The 17,006-nt window shown below is 61.7% G+C and carries 14 protein-coding genes; 11 read left to right on the top strand and 3 right to left on the bottom strand.

From position 1 onward, the window contains the following. The first annotated feature begins 216 nt into the window (after window positions 1-216). From xerD to AC3WJP_RS21875, 7 genes are all read left to right on the top strand, one after another. Window positions 217-1,113 (top strand): site-specific tyrosine recombinase XerD, encoded by an 897-nt coding sequence (gene xerD, locus AC3WJP_RS21905; protein ID WP_493722909.1) that lies wholly within the window; start codon window positions 217-219, stop codon window positions 1,111-1,113. Between the two features lie 159 nt (window positions 1,114-1,272). Beyond that, entirely contained in the window at window positions 1,273-2,001 is a 729-nt protein-coding gene (locus AC3WJP_RS21900; protein WP_493722910.1) for a DsbC family protein, read from the top strand. 91 nt (window positions 2,002-2,092) lie between these two features. Continuing rightward, on the top strand, window positions 2,093-3,397 hold the full coding sequence (locus AC3WJP_RS21895; RefSeq protein ID WP_493722911.1) for a homoserine dehydrogenase: 1,305 nt from the start codon (window positions 2,093-2,095) through the stop codon (window positions 3,395-3,397). Window positions 3,398-3,425: 28 nt separating this feature from the next. Then, window positions 3,426-4,835 (top strand): threonine synthase, encoded by a 1,410-nt coding sequence (gene thrC / locus AC3WJP_RS21890; RefSeq protein ID WP_493722912.1) that lies wholly within the window; start codon window positions 3,426-3,428, stop codon window positions 4,833-4,835. Between the two features lie 110 nt (window positions 4,836-4,945). Beyond that, window positions 4,946-5,125, top strand: coding sequence for a hypothetical protein (locus AC3WJP_RS21885; protein WP_493722913.1), 180 nt, complete (start codon window positions 4,946-4,948; stop codon window positions 5,123-5,125). A 27-nt stretch (window positions 5,126-5,152) separates the two neighbouring features. Then, window positions 5,153-8,599 carry a transporter substrate-binding domain-containing protein gene (locus tag AC3WJP_RS21880; RefSeq protein WP_493722914.1) on the top strand — a complete coding sequence of 1,149 codons (3,447 nt, stop codon included), beginning with the start codon at window positions 5,153-5,155 and terminating at the stop codon, window positions 8,597-8,599. Window positions 8,600-8,709: 110 nt separating this feature from the next. Next, window positions 8,710-9,132: a response regulator gene (locus tag AC3WJP_RS21875; RefSeq protein ID WP_493722915.1), complete on the top strand. Its 423-nt coding sequence runs from the start codon at window positions 8,710-8,712 to the stop codon at window positions 9,130-9,132. A 6-nt stretch (window positions 9,133-9,138) separates the two neighbouring features. Here AC3WJP_RS21875 and AC3WJP_RS21870 read toward each other — a convergent pair whose 3' ends face one another. Then, a complete protein-coding gene (locus AC3WJP_RS21870; protein ID WP_493722916.1) occupies window positions 9,139-9,801 on the bottom strand; it encodes a response regulator in 663 nt (220 codons plus the stop codon). Between the two features lie 196 nt (window positions 9,802-9,997). Between AC3WJP_RS21870 and AC3WJP_RS21865 the strand changes: the two genes are divergently transcribed. After that, entirely contained in the window at window positions 9,998-10,288 is a 291-nt protein-coding gene (locus AC3WJP_RS21865; RefSeq protein WP_493722990.1) for a DUF3509 domain-containing protein, read from the top strand. Window positions 10,289-10,466: 178 nt separating this feature from the next. Here AC3WJP_RS21865 and AC3WJP_RS21860 read toward each other — a convergent pair whose 3' ends face one another. Continuing rightward, entirely contained in the window at window positions 10,467-11,399 is a 933-nt protein-coding gene (locus AC3WJP_RS21860; RefSeq protein ID WP_493722917.1) for a TIGR02285 family protein, read from the bottom strand. 147 nt (window positions 11,400-11,546) lie between these two features. On the opposite strand from AC3WJP_RS21860, the gene AC3WJP_RS21855 reads away from it, so the two are divergent. The 3 genes from AC3WJP_RS21855 to AC3WJP_RS21845 all read left to right on the top strand — a co-directional run bounded on the left by AC3WJP_RS21855 (window position 11,547) and on the right by AC3WJP_RS21845 (window position 15,029). Beyond that, entirely contained in the window at window positions 11,547-12,089 is a 543-nt protein-coding gene (locus AC3WJP_RS21855) for a YaeQ family protein (protein ID WP_493722918.1), read from the top strand. Window positions 12,090-12,092: 3 nt separating this feature from the next. Then, complete coding sequence (gene recJ / locus AC3WJP_RS21850) at window positions 12,093-13,802, top strand: single-stranded-DNA-specific exonuclease RecJ (RefSeq protein WP_493722919.1); 1,710 nt, start codon at window positions 12,093-12,095, stop codon at window positions 13,800-13,802. A 120-nt stretch (window positions 13,803-13,922) separates the two neighbouring features. Next, window positions 13,923-15,029: an NADH:flavin oxidoreductase/NADH oxidase gene (locus AC3WJP_RS21845; RefSeq protein ID WP_493722920.1), complete on the top strand. Its 1,107-nt coding sequence runs from the start codon at window positions 13,923-13,925 to the stop codon at window positions 15,027-15,029. A 105-nt stretch (window positions 15,030-15,134) separates the two neighbouring features. Here the strand turns inward: AC3WJP_RS21845 and AC3WJP_RS21840 are convergent, their stop codons facing one another. Further along, on the bottom strand, window positions 15,135-16,754 hold the full coding sequence (locus AC3WJP_RS21840) for a glucan biosynthesis protein D (protein ID WP_493722921.1): 1,620 nt from the start codon (window positions 16,752-16,754) through the stop codon (window positions 15,135-15,137). Window positions 16,755-17,006 lie beyond the last annotated feature (252 nt).

Raw genomic sequence — 17,006 nt, 5'->3', positions numbered from 1 at the left:
GAACCGCCGTATACGGAACCGTACGTACGGTGGTGTGAGAGGACGGCGGGTGTGAACCCGCCTCCTACTTGATCCTGCGATTTGTGTAGCGAGGGGGCTTGCCCCCGAAAAGGGTGTCCGCCACACCGACAAGACTGGCTTACTGCAATCGGGGGCAAGCCCCCTCGCCACATCGATGTGCGAAAATGGCAGGATATCTTTATCAGAGATTTCTTGATGCCCGCCATTGAACACCCGCTGATCGACCAGTACCTGGACGCCTTGTGGCTGGAAAAGGGCCTGTCTGACAACAGTCGCGAGGCCTACCGCAGCGATCTGGCGCTGTTCAACGGCTGGTTGCAGGAGCGCGGCGTCGAGTTGCCCAGCGCAGGGCGTGAAATGATCCTCGATCACCTGGCCTGGCGGGTCGAACAGGCTTATAAACCCCGCTCGACCGCGCGGTTTCTGTCCGGCGCACGGGGTTTCTATCGCTATCTGCTGCGCGAAAGACTCATCGGCGTCGATCCGACCTTGCAGGTCGACATGCCGCAACTGGGCAAGCCGCTGCCCAAGTCCCTCTCCGAAGCCGATGTCGAGGCTCTGCTGCAGGCCCCGGATTTGAGCGAGCCCATCGGCGAACGCGACCGCGCCATGCTTGAAGTGCTGTATGCCTGCGGCCTGCGAGTCACCGAGCTGATCAGCCTGACGCTGGACCAGGTCAACTTGCGCCAAGGCGTGCTGCGGGTGGTCGGCAAGGGCAACAAAGAGCGTTTGGTGCCTATGGGTGAGGAGGCCGTGGTGTGGGTCGAGCGCTACCTGCGCGGCGCTCGGGACCAGTTGCTGAACGGCCGGCCCAGTGACGTGATGTTTCCCAGTCAGCGGGGTGAGCAGATGACCCGCCAGACCTTCTGGCACCGGATCAAGCATCAGGCGCTGGTTGCGGGGATCTCCAAATCGCTTTCGCCGCACACCTTGCGCCATGCCTTCGCCACCCACTTGCTCAACCATGGCGCCGATTTGCGTGTGGTGCAGATGCTACTGGGGCACAGCGACCTGTCCACTACCCAGATCTATACCCATGTGGCCCGGGCGCGCTTGCAGGAGTTGCACGCGGTGCATCATCCACGGGGGTGAGGGCCGTGGTGGATGAAAAATATCGAGTTACGCCCTGCGTGTTCGGCCCCGCGTAGTGAATGTGATAGGCTTGGCGGGTCAACAAAGCCGGACCTTGAACGCCGCTACAGGCGCGTCGCTATCGTCTCCGGCTGTCCCTACGTCGCCCCAGGAGTTCTCATGCGCGTAACCCATCTTGTTGCCGCTGCTGCGCTTGCGCTGTTCAGCGTCGCGGCCTCGGCGGATACCCCCGAGCAAGCCATCCGCAATACCCTGCAAACCCTCAAGCTGGACGTCCCGGTCGAAAGCGTGGCCGCGAGCCCGCTCAACGGTCTGTACGAGGTCAAACTCAAAGGTGGCCGCGTGCTGTACGCCAGCCCCGACGGCCAGTTCGTGATGCAGGGCTATCTGTACCAGCTCAAGGATGGCCAGCCGGTCAACCTGACCGAAAAGACCGAGCGTCAAGCCATCGCCAAGACCATCAACGCCATTCCTCAGGCCGAAACGGTTGTGTTCCCGGCGGTTGGCGAGACCAAGTCGCACATCACCGTGTTCACCGATACCACCTGCCCGTACTGCCAGAAGCTGCACGCCGAAGTGCCTGAGCTGAACAAGATGGGCGTCGAAGTGCGTTATGTCGCCTTCCCGCGTCAGGGCCTCGATTCGCCAGGCGACCAGCAACTGCAGGCGGTCTGGTGCTCCAAGGACCGTCGCGAGTCGCTGCAGAAGCTCATGTCCAACAAGGACGTCGAGGCACCCAAGTGCGCCAATCCGGTCAGCAAGCAATTCGCGCTGGGTCAGTCGATCGGCGTCAACGGTACGCCAGCCATCGTCCTGGCTGACGGCCAGGTGATTCCGGGCTACCAACCAGCGGCTCAGGTGGCCAAGCTGGCCCTGGCTGGCGAATAATCACGTCAGGCAACAACACATCAGATCGCAACCCGTTTGTGATCGTATTTCACGGCCGACTTAGTGTCGGCCGTTTCATGGGGAGTTCAGAGTGAAACCGGTCAAAGTAGGCATCTGTGGGTTAGGTACCGTCGGTGGCGGCACCTTCAATGTGCTTCAACGCAACGCCGAGGAGATCGCCCGCCGCGCCGGGCGTGGTATCGAAGTGGCACAAATTGCCATGCGTTCGCCCAACCCGAATTGCCAGATTACCGGAACCCCCATTACCAACGATGTCTTCGCGGTCGCCACTAACCCCGAGATCGACATCGTCATCGAGCTGATCGGCGGCTACACCGTGGCCCGCGAACTGGTGCTCAAGGCCATCGACAATGGCAAGCACGTGGTCACCGCCAACAAGGCGCTGATCGCCGTGCACGGCAACGAGATCTTCGCCAAGGCGCGCGAGAAGGGCGTCATCGTCGCTTTCGAAGCTGCCGTGGCCGGTGGCATCCCAGTGATCAAGGCAATCCGTGAAGGGCTGTCCGCCAACCGTATCAACTGGGTGGCCGGGATCATCAACGGTACCGGCAACTTCATCCTCACCGAGATGCGCGAGAAGGGCCGCACGTTCCCTGACGTGCTGGCCGAAGCCCAGGCGCTCGGTTACGCCGAGGCCGATCCGACCTTCGACGTCGAAGGCATCGACGCGGCGCACAAGCTGACCATCCTGGCGTCCATCGCCTTTGGTATCCCGCTGCAGTTCGACAAGGCCTACACCGAAGGCATCACCCAACTGACCACTGCCGACGTCAACTACGCCGAAGCGCTAGGCTATCGCATCAAGCACCTGGGCGTGGCCCGCAGCACCGCCAACGGTATCGAACTGCGCGTACACCCGACGCTGATCCCCGCTGATCGCCTGATCGCCAACGTCAACGGCGTGATGAACGCCGTCATGGTCAACGGCGATGCCGCAGGTTCGACCTTGTTCTACGGCGCCGGCGCCGGCATGGAGCCGACCGCTTCGTCGGTGGTCGCGGACCTGGTCGATGTGGTTCGCGCCATGACCAGCGATCCCGAAAACCGCGTGCCGCACCTGGCCTTCCAGCCGGACTCGCTGTCGGCCCACCCGATCCTGCCGATCGAAGCGTGCGAGAGCGCCTACTATCTGCGCATCCAGGCCAAGGATCACCCGGGCGTACTGGCTCAGGTGGCGAGCATCCTCTCGGAGCGCGGCATCAACATCGAGTCGATCATGCAGAAGGAAGTCGAAGAGCAAGACGGCCTGGTGCCGATGATCCTGCTGACCCACCGCGTGATCGAGCAACACATGAACGACGCCATTACCGCTCTCGAAGCCCTGCAGGATGTCATCGGCAGTGTGGTGCGCATCCGCGTCGAGCAACTGAACTAAGCGGCGTCCGAGCCAGAGGAATTTTGTAATGCGTTATATCAGTACGCGCGGCAAGGCGCCGGCGCTCAACTTCGAAGACGTGCTGCTGGCTGGCCTGGCCACCGATGGCGGCCTTTATGTGCCGGAAAACCTGCCACGTTTCACCCAGGAAGAAATCGCTTCCTGGGCTGGCCTGCCCTACCACGAACTGGCGTTCCGAGTGATGCGCCCGTTCGTCGCCGGCAGCATTCCGGACGCCGACTTCAAGAAGATTCTCGAAGAGACCTACGCCGGTTTCAGCCATTCGGCTATCGCTCCGCTGCGCCAGCTCAACGGCAACGAGTGGGTGCTCGAACTGTTTCACGGTCCGACCCTGGCGTTCAAGGACTTCGCCTTGCAACTGCTGGGCCGCCTGCTCGACTACACCCTGGCCAAGCGCGGCGAGCGCGTTGTCATCATCGGTGCCACCAGCGGTGATACCGGTTCGGCCGCCATCGAAGGCTGCAAGCACTGCGAAAACGTCGACATCTTCATCCTCCATCCGCACCAGCGGGTCTCGGAGGTGCAGCGCCGGCAGATGACCACGCTGTTCGGCGACAACGTCCACAACATCGCCATCGAGGGCAACTTCGATGACTGCCAGGAAATGGTCAAGGCCAGCTTCGCCGATCAGGGCTTTCTCAAGGGCACGCGCCTGGTCGCGGTCAATTCGATCAACTGGGCGCGGATCATGGCCCAGATCGTCTACTACTTCCACGCAGCCCTGCAGTTGGGCGGCCCGGCACGTTCGGTGGCATTCTCGGTGCCGACCGGCAACTTCGGCGATATCTTCGCCGGCTACCTGGCGCGCAACATGGGCCTGCCGATCAGCCAACTGATCGTCGCGACCAACCGCAACGACATCTTGCACCGCTTCATGAGTGGTAACGGATATGCCAAGGAAACCCTGCACGCCACGTTGTCGCCGTCGATGGATATCATGGTGTCGTCCAACTTCGAGCGCCTGCTGTTCGACATGCACGGACGCAACGGCGCCGCCATCGCGCAGCTGATGGACAGCTTCAAGCAGGACGGTCAGTTCAGCGTCGAACAGGACCGCTGGACCGAAACCCGCAAGTTGTTCGATTCGCTGGCGGTCGACGATGAACAGACCTGCGAGACCATCGCCGAGGTCTTCGCCCAGTGTGGCGAAGTGCTCGATCCTCACACCGCCATCGGCGTGCGGGCCGCGCGCGAATGCCGCCGCAGCCTGGATACACCGATGGTGGTGCTGGGCACGGCACATCCGGTCAAGTTCCCGGACGCGGTGCTCAAGGCCGGTGTCGGCAAGGCGCTGGAGTTGCCTGCTCATCTGGTCGATCTGTTCGAGCGCGAAGAAAAGTGCACGGTGCTGGCAAACGACCTCAAGGCCGTACAGAACTTCGTGGCCCAGCACGGCAACCGAGGCAAGCCGCTGTAACTGAAGCGTTCTGCAACACTTGAAGCCCGTCGATCGACGGGCTTTTTTGATCTTCCGTGTCAAACTTGGTGCAGTTTAGCTTCGCATGATCCAGTGCCAAGGATGCCCGCATGTCTCCCCATCTGCCTCGATACGTCTACCGCCCCTGGCGTCTGCTTCTGCGGGCGTTGCTGCTTTGCGTCATGGCGGATGGCGCCTGGGCCGCTCAGGCCTTGCCGTTTACCCTGGTACAGCCGATTGCTCAACTGGCGCCGCTGGTGCTGGCGCCGGCGGAGCAGCAATGGCTGTAAGACCATCAGCAGACACTGCGTATCGGCATGTCGATCAACGATAACGAACCACTGGATATCGCCGTCGATCGCAACCGCTACCAGGGCGTGAGCGCCGATTATTTGAACCTGATCCGTGCCCGGCTGGGTGTCACTCTGCAGATCCACGGCTTCACACGCCGTGACGACGCCATCGAGGCTCTGCACGAGGGTGAGATCGATGTGCTTACCGCTTCGAACAGTTATGAGCAGAATTTTGCCGGCCTGGCGTTTACCAGTCCTTATCTGTTCGACCGTCCCGTACTGGTCCGGCGAAGCGATGATATCCGTCAGAGCGGCGATGGCCTCGACGATCAGCGTGTGGCGGTGGTGGAGGGCTATGCCACCTCTGACGCGGTACAGGCGGCCTATCCGAGCAGCCGAGTGGTGGTTGCTCCCAGCTTGAGCAGCGCCTTGGAGGCATTGAGGCAGGGTGCGGTCGATGCGGTGGTCGGCAACGAAATCATCCTGCGTTCATACATGGCGCTACGGCCCTACGTGGAGTTGCGGATCACGGGCGACAGCCGCCTGCCCGTCGGCGGTTTTGCCTTTGCCGTGCGCAATAGCGATGCACCGTTGGCGGCGATGTTCGATCGCGCGCTGGCCAGCCTTCAAGGCGCTTTGCAGCGGGAAATCCTCGGCCGCTGGACTTCGGGGCTGGGCGCAGGAATCGCCCAGCGGCCGGTGCAGCTCGACAGCGACGAGCAAGCCTGGATCGCCGCTCACCCTAAGGTCCAGATAGCGGCCACCGAATATGCTCCCTATCTGTATCGAGATCGCCAGGGTCGTTGGGTCGGGCTCAATGTCGATGTTCTCGCGGCGCTTTCGCAGATGACCGGGCTGCAGTTCGAATACGTACATGCCGATTCGATTGTCGAGAGCCTCGATATGCTCAAAAGCGGCCGGGCGCAGATGAATACGACCCTCAGCGAGACGCCAGAACGCAAGTCGCTGCTGGAGTTCACCCATTCCTATGGTGGGCAGAGCTGGGTCTTCATTCTGCGCCGCGATGGCATTGCCTTCGACTCCCTTGAGGAGATGGCTGGCCGTGTACTGGCGCTGCCGGCGCAGCATGCGCTCGAGGATTACATTCACCGCGAGTATCCGCAGATTCGCCTGAAGCCAGTAGCGACCATGGATCAGGCCAGGGATGCTGTCGCTCGCGGTCAGGCCGATGCCACCATCGACAGTGAAGTCGGCGCCTATCGGGCGGTCCAGCGCCAGAGCGATACCGGATTGACGGTCGGACGCAGTCTCGATGGCGCGTGGTCGCCAGACCGCTTTTCCGTCACTCTTGCCAATCCCCAATTGACCAGCATTCTCAACAAGGCCCTGGAAGCCTTCCCGGTAGCGGACCTGCGCGCCATTCGCCTCAAGTGGCTGGGCGCGGCACTGCCGGAGGTGCCTGTGTGGCAGCGTATCGCACCGTGGGTCTATTGGGGCGCCGCCGTAGCGGGTCTGATCGCGTTGATATCACTGCTCTGGAGCGGTCGCTTGCGGGCGCAGATCATCCAGCGTCAGCGTGCCGAGGAAGCCCTCAGTGACCAGTTGGCGTTCCAGAAGGCGCTGCTCGACGGCATTCCCATCCCGGTCTATGTACGTGATCTGGAGGGCAGGCTGCTGTCCTGCAATCGTAATTACGAGGAAGTCTTCGCCACTCGCCTCGATCGTATCAAAGGGTTGCAATTGCCTCAGGTCGGCCTGATCGGCGCCGAAGACGCGCAACGCCTGCATGCCGACTATCTCAAACAGCTGGACAATCCCCAGCCGGTGTTCATTGACCGGCAGATAGAGCTGGCGGGCACACGTATCGATGCCTATCAGTGGACGGTGCCTTTCTATCGCGCGGACGGCCAGTTGCAAGGGTTGTTGGGCGGCTGGATCGATATCAGCGAGCGCAAGCGCCTGGAGGTCGAGCTCACCGAAGCGCGGCAAGCGGCGGAAGAGGCCAACCTGGCGAAGAGCTCGTTCCTGGCGACCATGAGCCATGACATCCGTACGCCGCTTTCGGCGATCATCGGCTTGCTGGAGCTCGAGCGGGATACGAGCAACGCACGGGGGCAGACGTTCTCTCAGGGACTGGAAGTTGCCTTTCGCTCCGCGTGCGAATTGCTCGAGCTGGTAGGCGACAGCCTCGACCTGTCGCGTATCGAGGCTGGCAAACTTGAATTGCATTTGACCCCGGTCTCACTATCGCCATTTTTCGCCGATGTCGCGCGGCTGTTCGAGCCTGAGGCGCGGCGCAAGGGCATCGAACTACAGGTCCAGGTTGCGCAGGGCCTGCAAGGTCAATACTGGCTCGATGCGCTGCGCCTGCGCCAGGTCATGCACAACCTGTTGGGCAATGCGCTGAAGTTCACCCACCGAGGCCGCGTAAGCCTGGTGGTCGTCGCGCATTTGGAGGGGCCATTAGTGGCGCTGGATATCACGGTCGAGGATACCGGTATCGGTATCGACGCAGCTCAACAGGCGCAGTTATTCCGGCCGTACGTCCAGGCCGGTACCGATGCGGCGCTGCGTTACGGTGGATCGGGGTTGGGATTGAGCATCTGTCAGCAACTGATCGCTTTGATGGACGGGCAGATTCAGCTGCACAGCACGCCGGGCCAGGGTACCCGGATTACTCTTCAGTTGCGATTGCGCCAGGTGGAGGTCATCCCCATCGAGGAGCCACTCGAGGTCACTAGCGGTGCCGGCGCTGGCTCGGTGCCCCGAATGTTGCAGGTGCTGATTGCCGACGACCTGTCCTCCAATCGTCTGGTGCTGAGTCGGCAACTGCAGTACCTCGGCCATCAAGTCGAGGCGGTAGTGGGGGGTGAAGACGCGCTGGCGGCCTGGCAAGACGGCGATTTCGATGTCCTGATAAGCGACTGCAACATGCCGGGAATCAGCGGCTACGAGCTGGCCACACGGATCCGCGAGCTGGAGGCCGAACAGGGGCTGACGCGAACGCCCATCATCGGTTACACCGCGAACGTCATGAATGACGAGCGTCAACGGTGTGAAGACGCCGGGATGGACCTGTGGTTGCCCAAGCCGCTCTCGCTCGACGCCCTGAGTCAGGCATTGACCCAATTGACGCGCCCCCGGCATTTCAATCCGCAGACCTTGCGGGCCCTGACTCAGGCCAATGCTCGATTGCTGCAGCGCATGTTGAGCGAGCTCGACAGTAACCTCGAAGAGGAGCTGGAGCGTCTGCAGGGCGCTGTCGAATCGTCGGACTGGACGGTATTGGAGGGCGTGCTGCATCGGCTCAAAGGTGTGTGCGCCATGATCGATGCTGTGCCTTTAGCCAAGATGTGTGGCCAGTTCGGCAAGGGCTGCGCCGATCGCCACCAGCCGCAGGTGCAGCAGGACTGGCCCCGGCTCCAGGCCGCAATCGAGGATTTGCAGGCCGATATCTTGCGCACCCTGCGTGGCATGGTTGCTGACACGCAAGATCAAACGCGCTGGTAGCGAAGAGTCCTACGGCGGTTTCAGATTCGTCCTATAGCTGCCCCTCGGCCCGGTCTTTTACAGTGTGCGCCATCGCGGCTTTCTGCCGTATCGTTTCTGGAGGCCGGCCCATGCGCTCACTCAGAGTTCTGATCCTTGAGGACAACCCGTTTCAGTTGATGGCATTGCACCAGATGCTCAATGCAAGCGGTGTCTATGACGTACTGGTTGCCGCCACCCTGACAGATGCCTGTCGCTCTCTCGCCCGGCGCGGCAGTGTCGACCTGGTGATTTGCGACCTGGAGCCGGATCGTGCCGGCAGTGGGCTTGATCTGGTTCGCCATCTGGCGGTGAGCCGTCAGGCCGAAGCCTTGATCATTCTCAGCAATGCCGACGAGGCCCTACGTGATGAAGCCGCGCGGCTGGCACGACAATCCGGGTTATGGGTACTGGCAGCATTGGCCAAGCCTGCATCGACCCGTACCTTGCACCAACTGCTGGAGGTCTATCAGCAAAATACCCGCTGCGCCGCCAGGGCGATGGCAGCGCTATAGCCTGACTCAGCTCAGTCCCTGTTCCTGCAGATAGATGAATAGCGCCGCGTCGTTGGTTACTCCCAACTTGCGCATCGCGCTGACCTTCTGTGCGCTGACGGTCTGCTTGCTGCGATGCAGGCGGCTGGCGATCTCGCTTACGGACAATCCTGAGGCCAGCAATCGAGCAACCTCCAGCTCTTTGGGAGAGAGTTCTACATTGCTCAGGGGAGCTGCACCATCCGTCCCGTCACCGGTTTGCAGGGTCTGAGCAATCGATTGGGCGATGTACAACTGGCCTTGGCGCAAATGCTCGATAGCGGTAGGTAGCTCACCTGCCAGGCTGCCCTTGCCCACCAACCCAAGTACCCCGAGCTTGAGCATCGAGCGGAACAGCGCAGCGTTATTGAGCATGGTCACCACCAGAATCGGTAGTTGCGGCCAGCTGCGGCGAATGCTTTCGATCAGCCGTAGCCCGTCATTCTGTTGCTCTACTGGCATCATGAAATCGCTGATCAGCAGGTCACAAGGCGTTGTCTGCAGGCAGCTCAGCAGCGTCTGCGGGCCATCCGCTTCGGCAACCACTTGTAGGGACGGGTCCTGCTCAAGTACGGCACGCAAGCCCAAGCGGAAGATCGGGTGATCGTCCGCCAGCACAATGCGCAATGTCGAGTCGGGCAATACGCTCACTTCAGGCTCCTGCAAATCCGTTATGAAACATCATGTCGATAATCTTCCACGGTCTCTGCTTCGCCAGGCGATCAGAGTCGAACAGTGGCGCAATGTCGTTGCCGTTTAGAGAGCAGCCGACTGGATCGAACTTTTTTGATCGGCCGACAGTCATTGGTAGGCAACCTTTATTCTTGACGAGTGAGTGGTGATCGTATTGGAAAATATCAGCTTGCTGTTGAATGAAGCCCTGAGCCCTTACCTGGTCAGTGTCGGGCCCATCGATAAACTAGGCAATTGCCGTATCACCGTCGAAGACAAGCACGGACTGCAGATGGCTGAGCGTCTTATCAAAGGTAGTCAGCTCACCGATAATCGTACCTTGATCGACATCGTCGATGGCTTTCATCGCGATCTTCTGGTTGCCCAGGGTCGCTTGCAGCCCTGCGTCATCGCCGCCTTGCATCACGCCGCCCAATCGCGCAGTGTTTTCGCCGCCGGAATTTAAGCGACGAGGAACCTTTCGAAAAGGTGTTACTCAAATTTTGCAAGGGCAGGCCATTGACATTGTGCTCCGGTGTCCCTGACCTGCCGTGCTGGTCCGCAAGGACCATGTTTGACCCCGATCGGCTTCCCCACCGTTCGGGGTTTCTTTTTGCCGTCTGAAAAGCTGCACCCTCGAATCTCTACCGCGCGGGCATCGCGGCCGCCGCCTTGTCACTGAAAAAAGTCTTGGCATCTTCTAGATAATCGTCGCGTGAACCTTGGTCCAGCCAGCTTGCATAAAACTGCGCAAGCGTATCCTGACGCAAGGTCTCAAGCACCGGATTGATACGGCTGATGGCCTGTTGGCCGTCTGGGTTATCGCTGCAGCCGACATGATTGAACTGGTATTTCTCTACCCCCTTGATCGGAATGAAGCTGAATTCATCGGCCAGCATACCTTGTTGCCTGGCCAGATAGCGCGCCTCGATCAGATAGCCGATCAGCGCCTGCAGGCGCCCACGCTGTTCCATCTGCATCAGGCTGGTCACCGCATCATTGCCGTAGTGGGGCGTCAGCACATCCGCTGGCGCGCGTTTGAGTATCTGGTCGATGAATGGTCCATAGCTGCGCTCGGCGACCACGCCGACTTTCAATTTGCCGCTATCGAGCAACGCAGCCAGGTCGAGTTCGCCGTTGTCCATGAACGGGGTGAACTGCGGGCGATCAGCCGGACGGATGATCAGGCCATTGCTGTACGTCACCACGCTGGGGATTGAAAAGGCGATGAACCTGGCCCGTTCGGGGCTCCACAGCAGCGTTGGGTCGCACCGCAGGCCGGGCTCCTGAAGCATTTGCATGGCTCGGGCGCGGTTGACGCGCTGAATCACATGATCGTACTGCGGCAGGCTTTTGATCAGCAGCGCAAGGGTTTTGTCCACGGCGCCCTGATTGCGCTGCGCGCCTTCGAAAATGGTCAGCGGCGGCAGCTCGCGCAATAGCCAGACCATGGTTTCCTGCGCTTGTGCATGGGGTGCGAAGGCGAGATTCAAGCTAATGGCCAGGCAGGCGCCAAGACAGGCTTTCATCGGCAGCGGATGGCACCACTGAATCCATGGGCTGATGCGTAAAGCCATTGCGCGGGAGACTCCTGCGTGCCAGTTGATGCCTTCGGCGCAGTTGTAGCATAGCCGTGGCATCGGCGTAACCGTTTGTCCGGGTTTCGTGCAAACGCGTGCCATCAGTTAGACTGGGCGACTTTTTCCGTTTCCAGAAGCGTCCCCATGGCCCAGCCGTCCACGACCTACAAGTTCGAACTGAATCTTACCGACCTCGATCGCAGTGTCTACGAGAGCGTCAAGCAGACGATCGCCCGTCATCCCTCCGAAACCGAAGAGCGCATGACCGTGCGACTGCTGGCCTATGCCTTGTGGTACAACGAGCAGCTGTCGTTCGGCCGCGGGCTTTCGGACGTCGACGAACCCGCGCTGTGGGAAAAGAGCCTGGACGACCGCGTCCTGCACTGGATCGAAGTCGGCCAGCCGGATGCCGACCGCCTGACCTGGTGCTCGCGCCGTACCGAGCGCACCAGCCTGCTGGCCTACGGCAGCCTGCGCGTGTGGGAAGGCAAGGTCATCCCGGCGATCAAGAACCTGAAAAACGTCAATATCGCTGCGGTCCCTCAGGAAGTCCTGGAGACCCTGGCCAAGGACATGCCGCGGGTCATCAAATGGGATGTGATGATCAGCGAAGGCACGGTGTTCGTCACCGATGACCGCGGTCAGCACGAAGTGCAACTGCAGTGGCTGCAAGGCGAGCGCGGCTGACCCATGCGTATCGAACCCCGCCCGCTGCCCGCTACCCTGCCGTTTCTTGGTGACCTGCCGCCTTTGTTGACGCGTTTGTACGCCGCGCGGGGCGTCAGCAGCGAAGCTGAGCTGGACAAGAGCCTGGCGCGGTTGATTCCGTTCCAGCAGCTCAAAGGGATCGGTGCGGCAGTGGACCTGCTGGTCACGGCGCTGGAACAGCGTCAGCGCATCCTCATCGTCGGCGATTTCGACGCCGACGGCGCCACGGCCAGTACGGTCGGCGTGCTCGGGCTGCGGCTGTTGGGCGCCGCCCATGTCGACTACCTGGTGCCGAGCCGCTTCAAGTTCGGCTATGGCCTGACGCCCGAGATCGTCGCCGTGGCGCTGGAGCGCGAGCCGCAGTTGCTGGTGACGGTGGACAACGGCATCTCCAGTGTCGAGGGCGTCGCGGCGGCCAAGGCCGCCGGCCTGCAAGTGCTGGTTACCGATCACCACCTGCCAGGCGCCGAACTGCCGGCCGCCGATGCGATCGTCAATCCCAATCAGCCCGGCTGTGAATTCCCCAGCAAAGCGTTGGCCGGTGTCGGTGTGATGTTTTATGTGCTGATGGCGCTGCGTGCGCGTTTGCGCGAACTGGGCTGGTACGCCAGCACGCCGCAGCCGAATATCGGCGAACTGCTTGACCTGGTGGCCCTGGGCAGCGTCGCCGACGTGGTGCCGCTGGACGCCAACAACCGCATCCTCGTGCATCAGGGCCTGGAACGCATTCGCGCCGGTCGCGCCCGCCCTGGTATAAAAGCGATCCTGGAAGTGGCCAAGCGTGATGCCGCGCGCATCACCTCCACCGACCTGGGCTTTATCATCGGTCCGCGGCTCAATGCGGCCGGGCGCCTTGACGACATGAGCCTGGGTATCGAATGCCTGCTCAGCCGCGACCCCGCCAGCGCGCGGGAGATGGCTGAGCAACTGGATGGCATGAATCAGGACAGAAAGACCATCGAGCAGGGCATGCAACGTGAGGCCTTGGCGCAGATCAAGGACCTGCCGCTGGAGTCGATGCCGTTCGGGCTGTGCCTGTTCGACGCCGATTGGCACCAAGGGGTGATCGGGATTCTCGCTTCGCGCCTCAAGGAGCGTTACCACCGCCCGACCATCGCCTTCGCGGATGCGGGGGAAGGGCTGCTCAAGGGCTCGGCGCGCTCGGTGCCGGGCTTTCATATTCGCGACGCGCTGGAAGCGGTCAACGCCCGCCATCCGGGCTTGATGAGCAAGTTCGGCGGCCACGCCATGGCGGCGGGCCTGACCCTTGGCGAGGCCAGTTTTCCGGTGTTCGCCGAAGCCTTCGACACCGAGGTTCGCCGGCAACTGCAGGCCGAGGACCTCACCGGCCGGCTACTGTCGGACGGCGCGCTGGCGGTCGAGGAGTTTCACCTGGAGTTGGCCCGCGCCCTGCGGCATGCCGGGCCCTGGGGGCAGCATTTTCCCGAGCCGCTGTTCCATGGCGTGTTCCAGTTGGCCGAGCAGCGGATCGTGGGTGAGCGTCACCTGAAGGTGGTGCTCAAGAGTGAATGTGGCACCGTCAGGCTCGATGGCATCGCCTTTGGCGTCGACCGCGAGGTGTGGCCCAATCCGACCGTGCGCTGGGTGGAGCTGGCCTACAAGCTCGACGTCAACGAGTACCGCGGGCAAGAAACCGTGCAGTTGCTGATCGCCCATATCGAACCACGCTAGGAACCCGCCAGCGCCGGTGGTTGTCGACTAGTCTCTACAGACTGCCGCCGCGCGGGCGCCTGTGTGCAACCGGCCCGCGTCATACGTGCGTAATTTGATCGATAATCAGAGAGGTGGCCCATGAGCCTGCTGCTCCAACCCTTTAATTTGCGCCAGTTGACGCTGCCAAACCGCATCGTGGTCTCACCGATGTGCCAATACTCGGCTGCCGACGGCCTGGCCAACGACTGGCATCTGGTGCACCTGGGCAGCCGCGCGGTCGGTGGCGCCGGCGTGGTGTTCACCGAAGCCGTTGCGGTGACCGAAGACGGCCGTATCACCCCTGAAGACCTGGGCCTGTGGCATGACGGGCAGATAGAGCCGCTGCAGCGGATCACCCGTTTCATTACCGCCCAGGGCGCAATTCCCGCGATCCAGCTGGCTCACGCCGGGCGCAAGGCCAGTACCTGGCGCCCGTGGTTGGGCAAAAGCGGCAGCATTGCTGTCGGCGAGGGCGGCTGGCAGCCGGTGGGGCCGTCGAAAATCGCTTTCGACCCCAAGCACACCGCGCCCACCGAGCTGGATGACGCGCAAATCAAGCTGATCATTCAGGCGTTCGTCGACGCGGCGAAACGCTCGTTGACCGCCGGTTTCAAGATCGCCGAATTGCATGCTGCTCACGGTTATCTGTTGCACCAATTCCTCTCGCCCCTGAGCAATCAGCGCCGCGATCAATACGGTGGCTCGTTCGACAACCGCATTCGTTTCGTGCTGGAAGTCACCACCGCGGTACGTGAGGTCTGGCCGCAGGAGTTGCCGCTGTTCGTGCGGGTATCGGCCACGGACTGGGTCGAGGACGGCTGGAATCCGGATGAAACCGTCGAGCTGGCGCGGCGCCTCAAACAATTGGGCGTCGATTTGATCGATGTGTCGTCGGGTGGCACCGCCAGCAGCGCCGAGATCCCGACCGGGCCGGGCTATCAGACGCGTTTCGCCGAGAGGGTGCGTCAGGAATCGCAGTTGGCGACCGGGACCGTGGGGATGATCACCGATCCGGCGCAGGCCGAGCATATCCTGCGGACCGGTCAGGCGGATCTGATTTTTCTGGCGCGGGAATTGTTGCGCGACCCTTACTGGCCGCTGCATGCCGATGACGACTTGGGCGGCCGTGTGGCCACCTGGCCGGCGCAGTACCAGCGCGCCACGCACCGTGATCAGCCGATCCACGAGTCCGATCTGCGCGACTAGCCTTGGGTCCCGCGTAGCGGGGGGGCTTGCCCCCGAAAACATACCGGCCAATGCATTTGTGCGCTTGGCGGTTTTTCGGGGGCAAGCCCCCTCGCTACAGGCGACTCAAGTGTATTTGCGCTTGTCCGCCGCTGGCGGAAAGTACTGATACAACCACGTCTCGCTCAAGGTGCGATCCGCTGTCTTGATGAACATGCGCATGTTCACCGGGTCGACCTTGTCGTTGGTCGGGTACCAATCGAACAGCACGCGGTAGCCCTTGATGTCCGGCAGCCAGAGGATGCTGAAGTCCTTGACCTCGCCATTGGACACCGTCACCACAGGCTCGATATGGGTGCCGTCCGGGAGTTTCTCCAGGCCACCACCGGCGAAGTCCACTGCGAAGCGCCGTGCCCATACCTCCGGATAGTGCTCGCCCGGCGCCCAGCCTTCCGTGAACCCTCCCATGCCTGAACGGGTCGCGGCGATCTGCGCCAGCGGTGTGCTCACTGGCGGCAGTGAGCTCCAGTACAGCTTGTAGCCGTAGTTGAGCGATTCCCCGGCCTTGACCGGGTCTTTGGGCGTCCAGAAGGCGACGATGTTGTCCAGGGTCTCGCCCGTGGTCGGCAGTTCCATCAGGTCGATGGAGCCTTCGCCCCAAGGCGTCGTCGGCTCGACCCACAGGCTCGGACGCTGGTGGTACCCGTCGACCGTGTCCTGGTAACTGGCGAAGTTATGGTCGGTCTGCACCAGGCCGAAGCCCTTGGGATCCTTGTCGACGAAGGTGTTGAACTGGATGTGCTCGGGATTGTTCAGCGGTCGGCAGATCCATTCGCCGTTGCCGCGCCACATGGCCAGGCGGTCGGAGTCGTGGATCTGCGGGTGAATGGTGTCGCACATGCGACGCTCGTGGGTGCCGCAGCTGAACATGGTGGTCATCGGGGCGATGCCCAGCTGCTTTATGTCCTTGCGCGCATTGATGTGGGCATCGACGCCCATCACTACTTGCTGCGCCTGGCAGTCGATATCGAAGCGATAGGCACCGGTGGCGCTTGGCGATTCGAGCAGGGCATAGACCACGAAGCGGGTGCCGTCCTTGCTCGGGGCCTCGAACCAGAACTTGGTGAAATCGGGAAACTCTTCCGGGCCGCCGGCGTAGGTGTCGATGGCCAGGCCACGGGCCGAGAGGCCGTATTGGCCGGTGGCGTCGACCGCGCGAAAGTAACTGGCGCCGAGGAACGAGAGGATGTCGTGGCGATCGATTTCAGGCGCCTTGAACAGGCGGAAACCGGCAAAGCCCAGGTCGCCCTTGAGCTGCTGGGTATCGATCTTCGAATCGGCGTAATTGAACAGCTCGGGACGAAAATGCACTTCACGCGCCTGCTGGCTGGCGGTGTCGACGCTGTACATGCGCACCGGGGTCTTGAAGCCCATGCCGACGTGGAAGAACTGCACATCCAGTTGACCGTGCAGGTCGTACCACAGCGAATGCTTTGCGTCGTACTTGATAGCGTTGAATTGCAGCGGATTCATGTTGGCCAGGGTGGCGGGCAAGACTTGCTTGCGATCCACGAAGCCCTTGCCGGCCAGGTCCTTGGCGTGGGCCTTGAGCCCGTCGAAGCTGAATTTTTCCAGCTCGCCATCGGCGGTGGCGGCCATGGCCTGGGCTGCGAACAGTCCGGCAGAAGACAGACCGGTGTAAGCCGCAATGGCCATCGAGGCTTTCAGAAGGTTCCGGCGGTGCATAGATAACCCTGTACAGAAGAAGTCCCGGCCGCTCCGTGCGGCCTGAAAGGGATGCAAATGGCGTTCGGATATCCGTGGGTCCGAGTGTGACAAGACCCTAAAGAGATACCTGATATGGGGTGTGGTTCGCCAGCGTGCCGATTATTTTTTAATTGAAGAATGTATCGCGGGCCTGTTCGAGGCTTCGGCTCCCGTTCAATCCCGCTCAATCCGGGCGTTCCCTTCACCAGGCAACATTCGGAAGCATTTCTC

The organism is Pseudomonas sp. GW821-FHT01A09 (genome assembly GCF_058986725.1).
This window is presented reverse-complemented; position numbering and strand designations above follow the sequence as displayed.

Excerpts from the sequence above, each read along its gene's own strand:
- AC3WJP_RS21875 (WP_493722915.1), top strand. The coding sequence starts at position 8,710 with ATGCGCTCACTCAGAGTTCTGATCCTTGAGGACAACCCGTTTCAGTTG.
- AC3WJP_RS21880 (WP_493722914.1), top strand. The coding sequence starts at position 5,153 with ATGTCGATCAACGATAACGAACCACTGGATATCGCCGTCGATCGCAAC.
- AC3WJP_RS21840 (WP_493722921.1), bottom strand. The coding sequence starts at position 16,754 with ATGCACCGCCGGAACCTTCTGAAAGCCTCGATGGCCATTGCGGCTTAC.
- xerD (WP_493722909.1), top strand. The coding sequence starts at position 217 with ATGCCCGCCATTGAACACCCGCTGATCGACCAGTACCTGGACGCCTTG.
- AC3WJP_RS21860 (WP_493722917.1), bottom strand. The coding sequence starts at position 11,399 with ATGGCTTTACGCATCAGCCCATGGATTCAGTGGTGCCATCCGCTGCCG.
- recJ (WP_493722919.1), top strand. The coding sequence starts at position 12,093 with ATGCGTATCGAACCCCGCCCGCTGCCCGCTACCCTGCCGTTTCTTGGT.
- AC3WJP_RS21845 (WP_493722920.1), top strand. The coding sequence starts at position 13,923 with ATGAGCCTGCTGCTCCAACCCTTTAATTTGCGCCAGTTGACGCTGCCA.
- thrC (WP_493722912.1), top strand. The coding sequence starts at position 3,426 with ATGCGTTATATCAGTACGCGCGGCAAGGCGCCGGCGCTCAACTTCGAA.
- AC3WJP_RS21885 (WP_493722913.1), top strand. The coding sequence starts at position 4,946 with ATGTCTCCCCATCTGCCTCGATACGTCTACCGCCCCTGGCGTCTGCTT.
- AC3WJP_RS21900 (WP_493722910.1), top strand. The coding sequence starts at position 1,273 with ATGCGCGTAACCCATCTTGTTGCCGCTGCTGCGCTTGCGCTGTTCAGC.
- AC3WJP_RS21855 (WP_493722918.1), top strand. The coding sequence starts at position 11,547 with ATGGCCCAGCCGTCCACGACCTACAAGTTCGAACTGAATCTTACCGAC.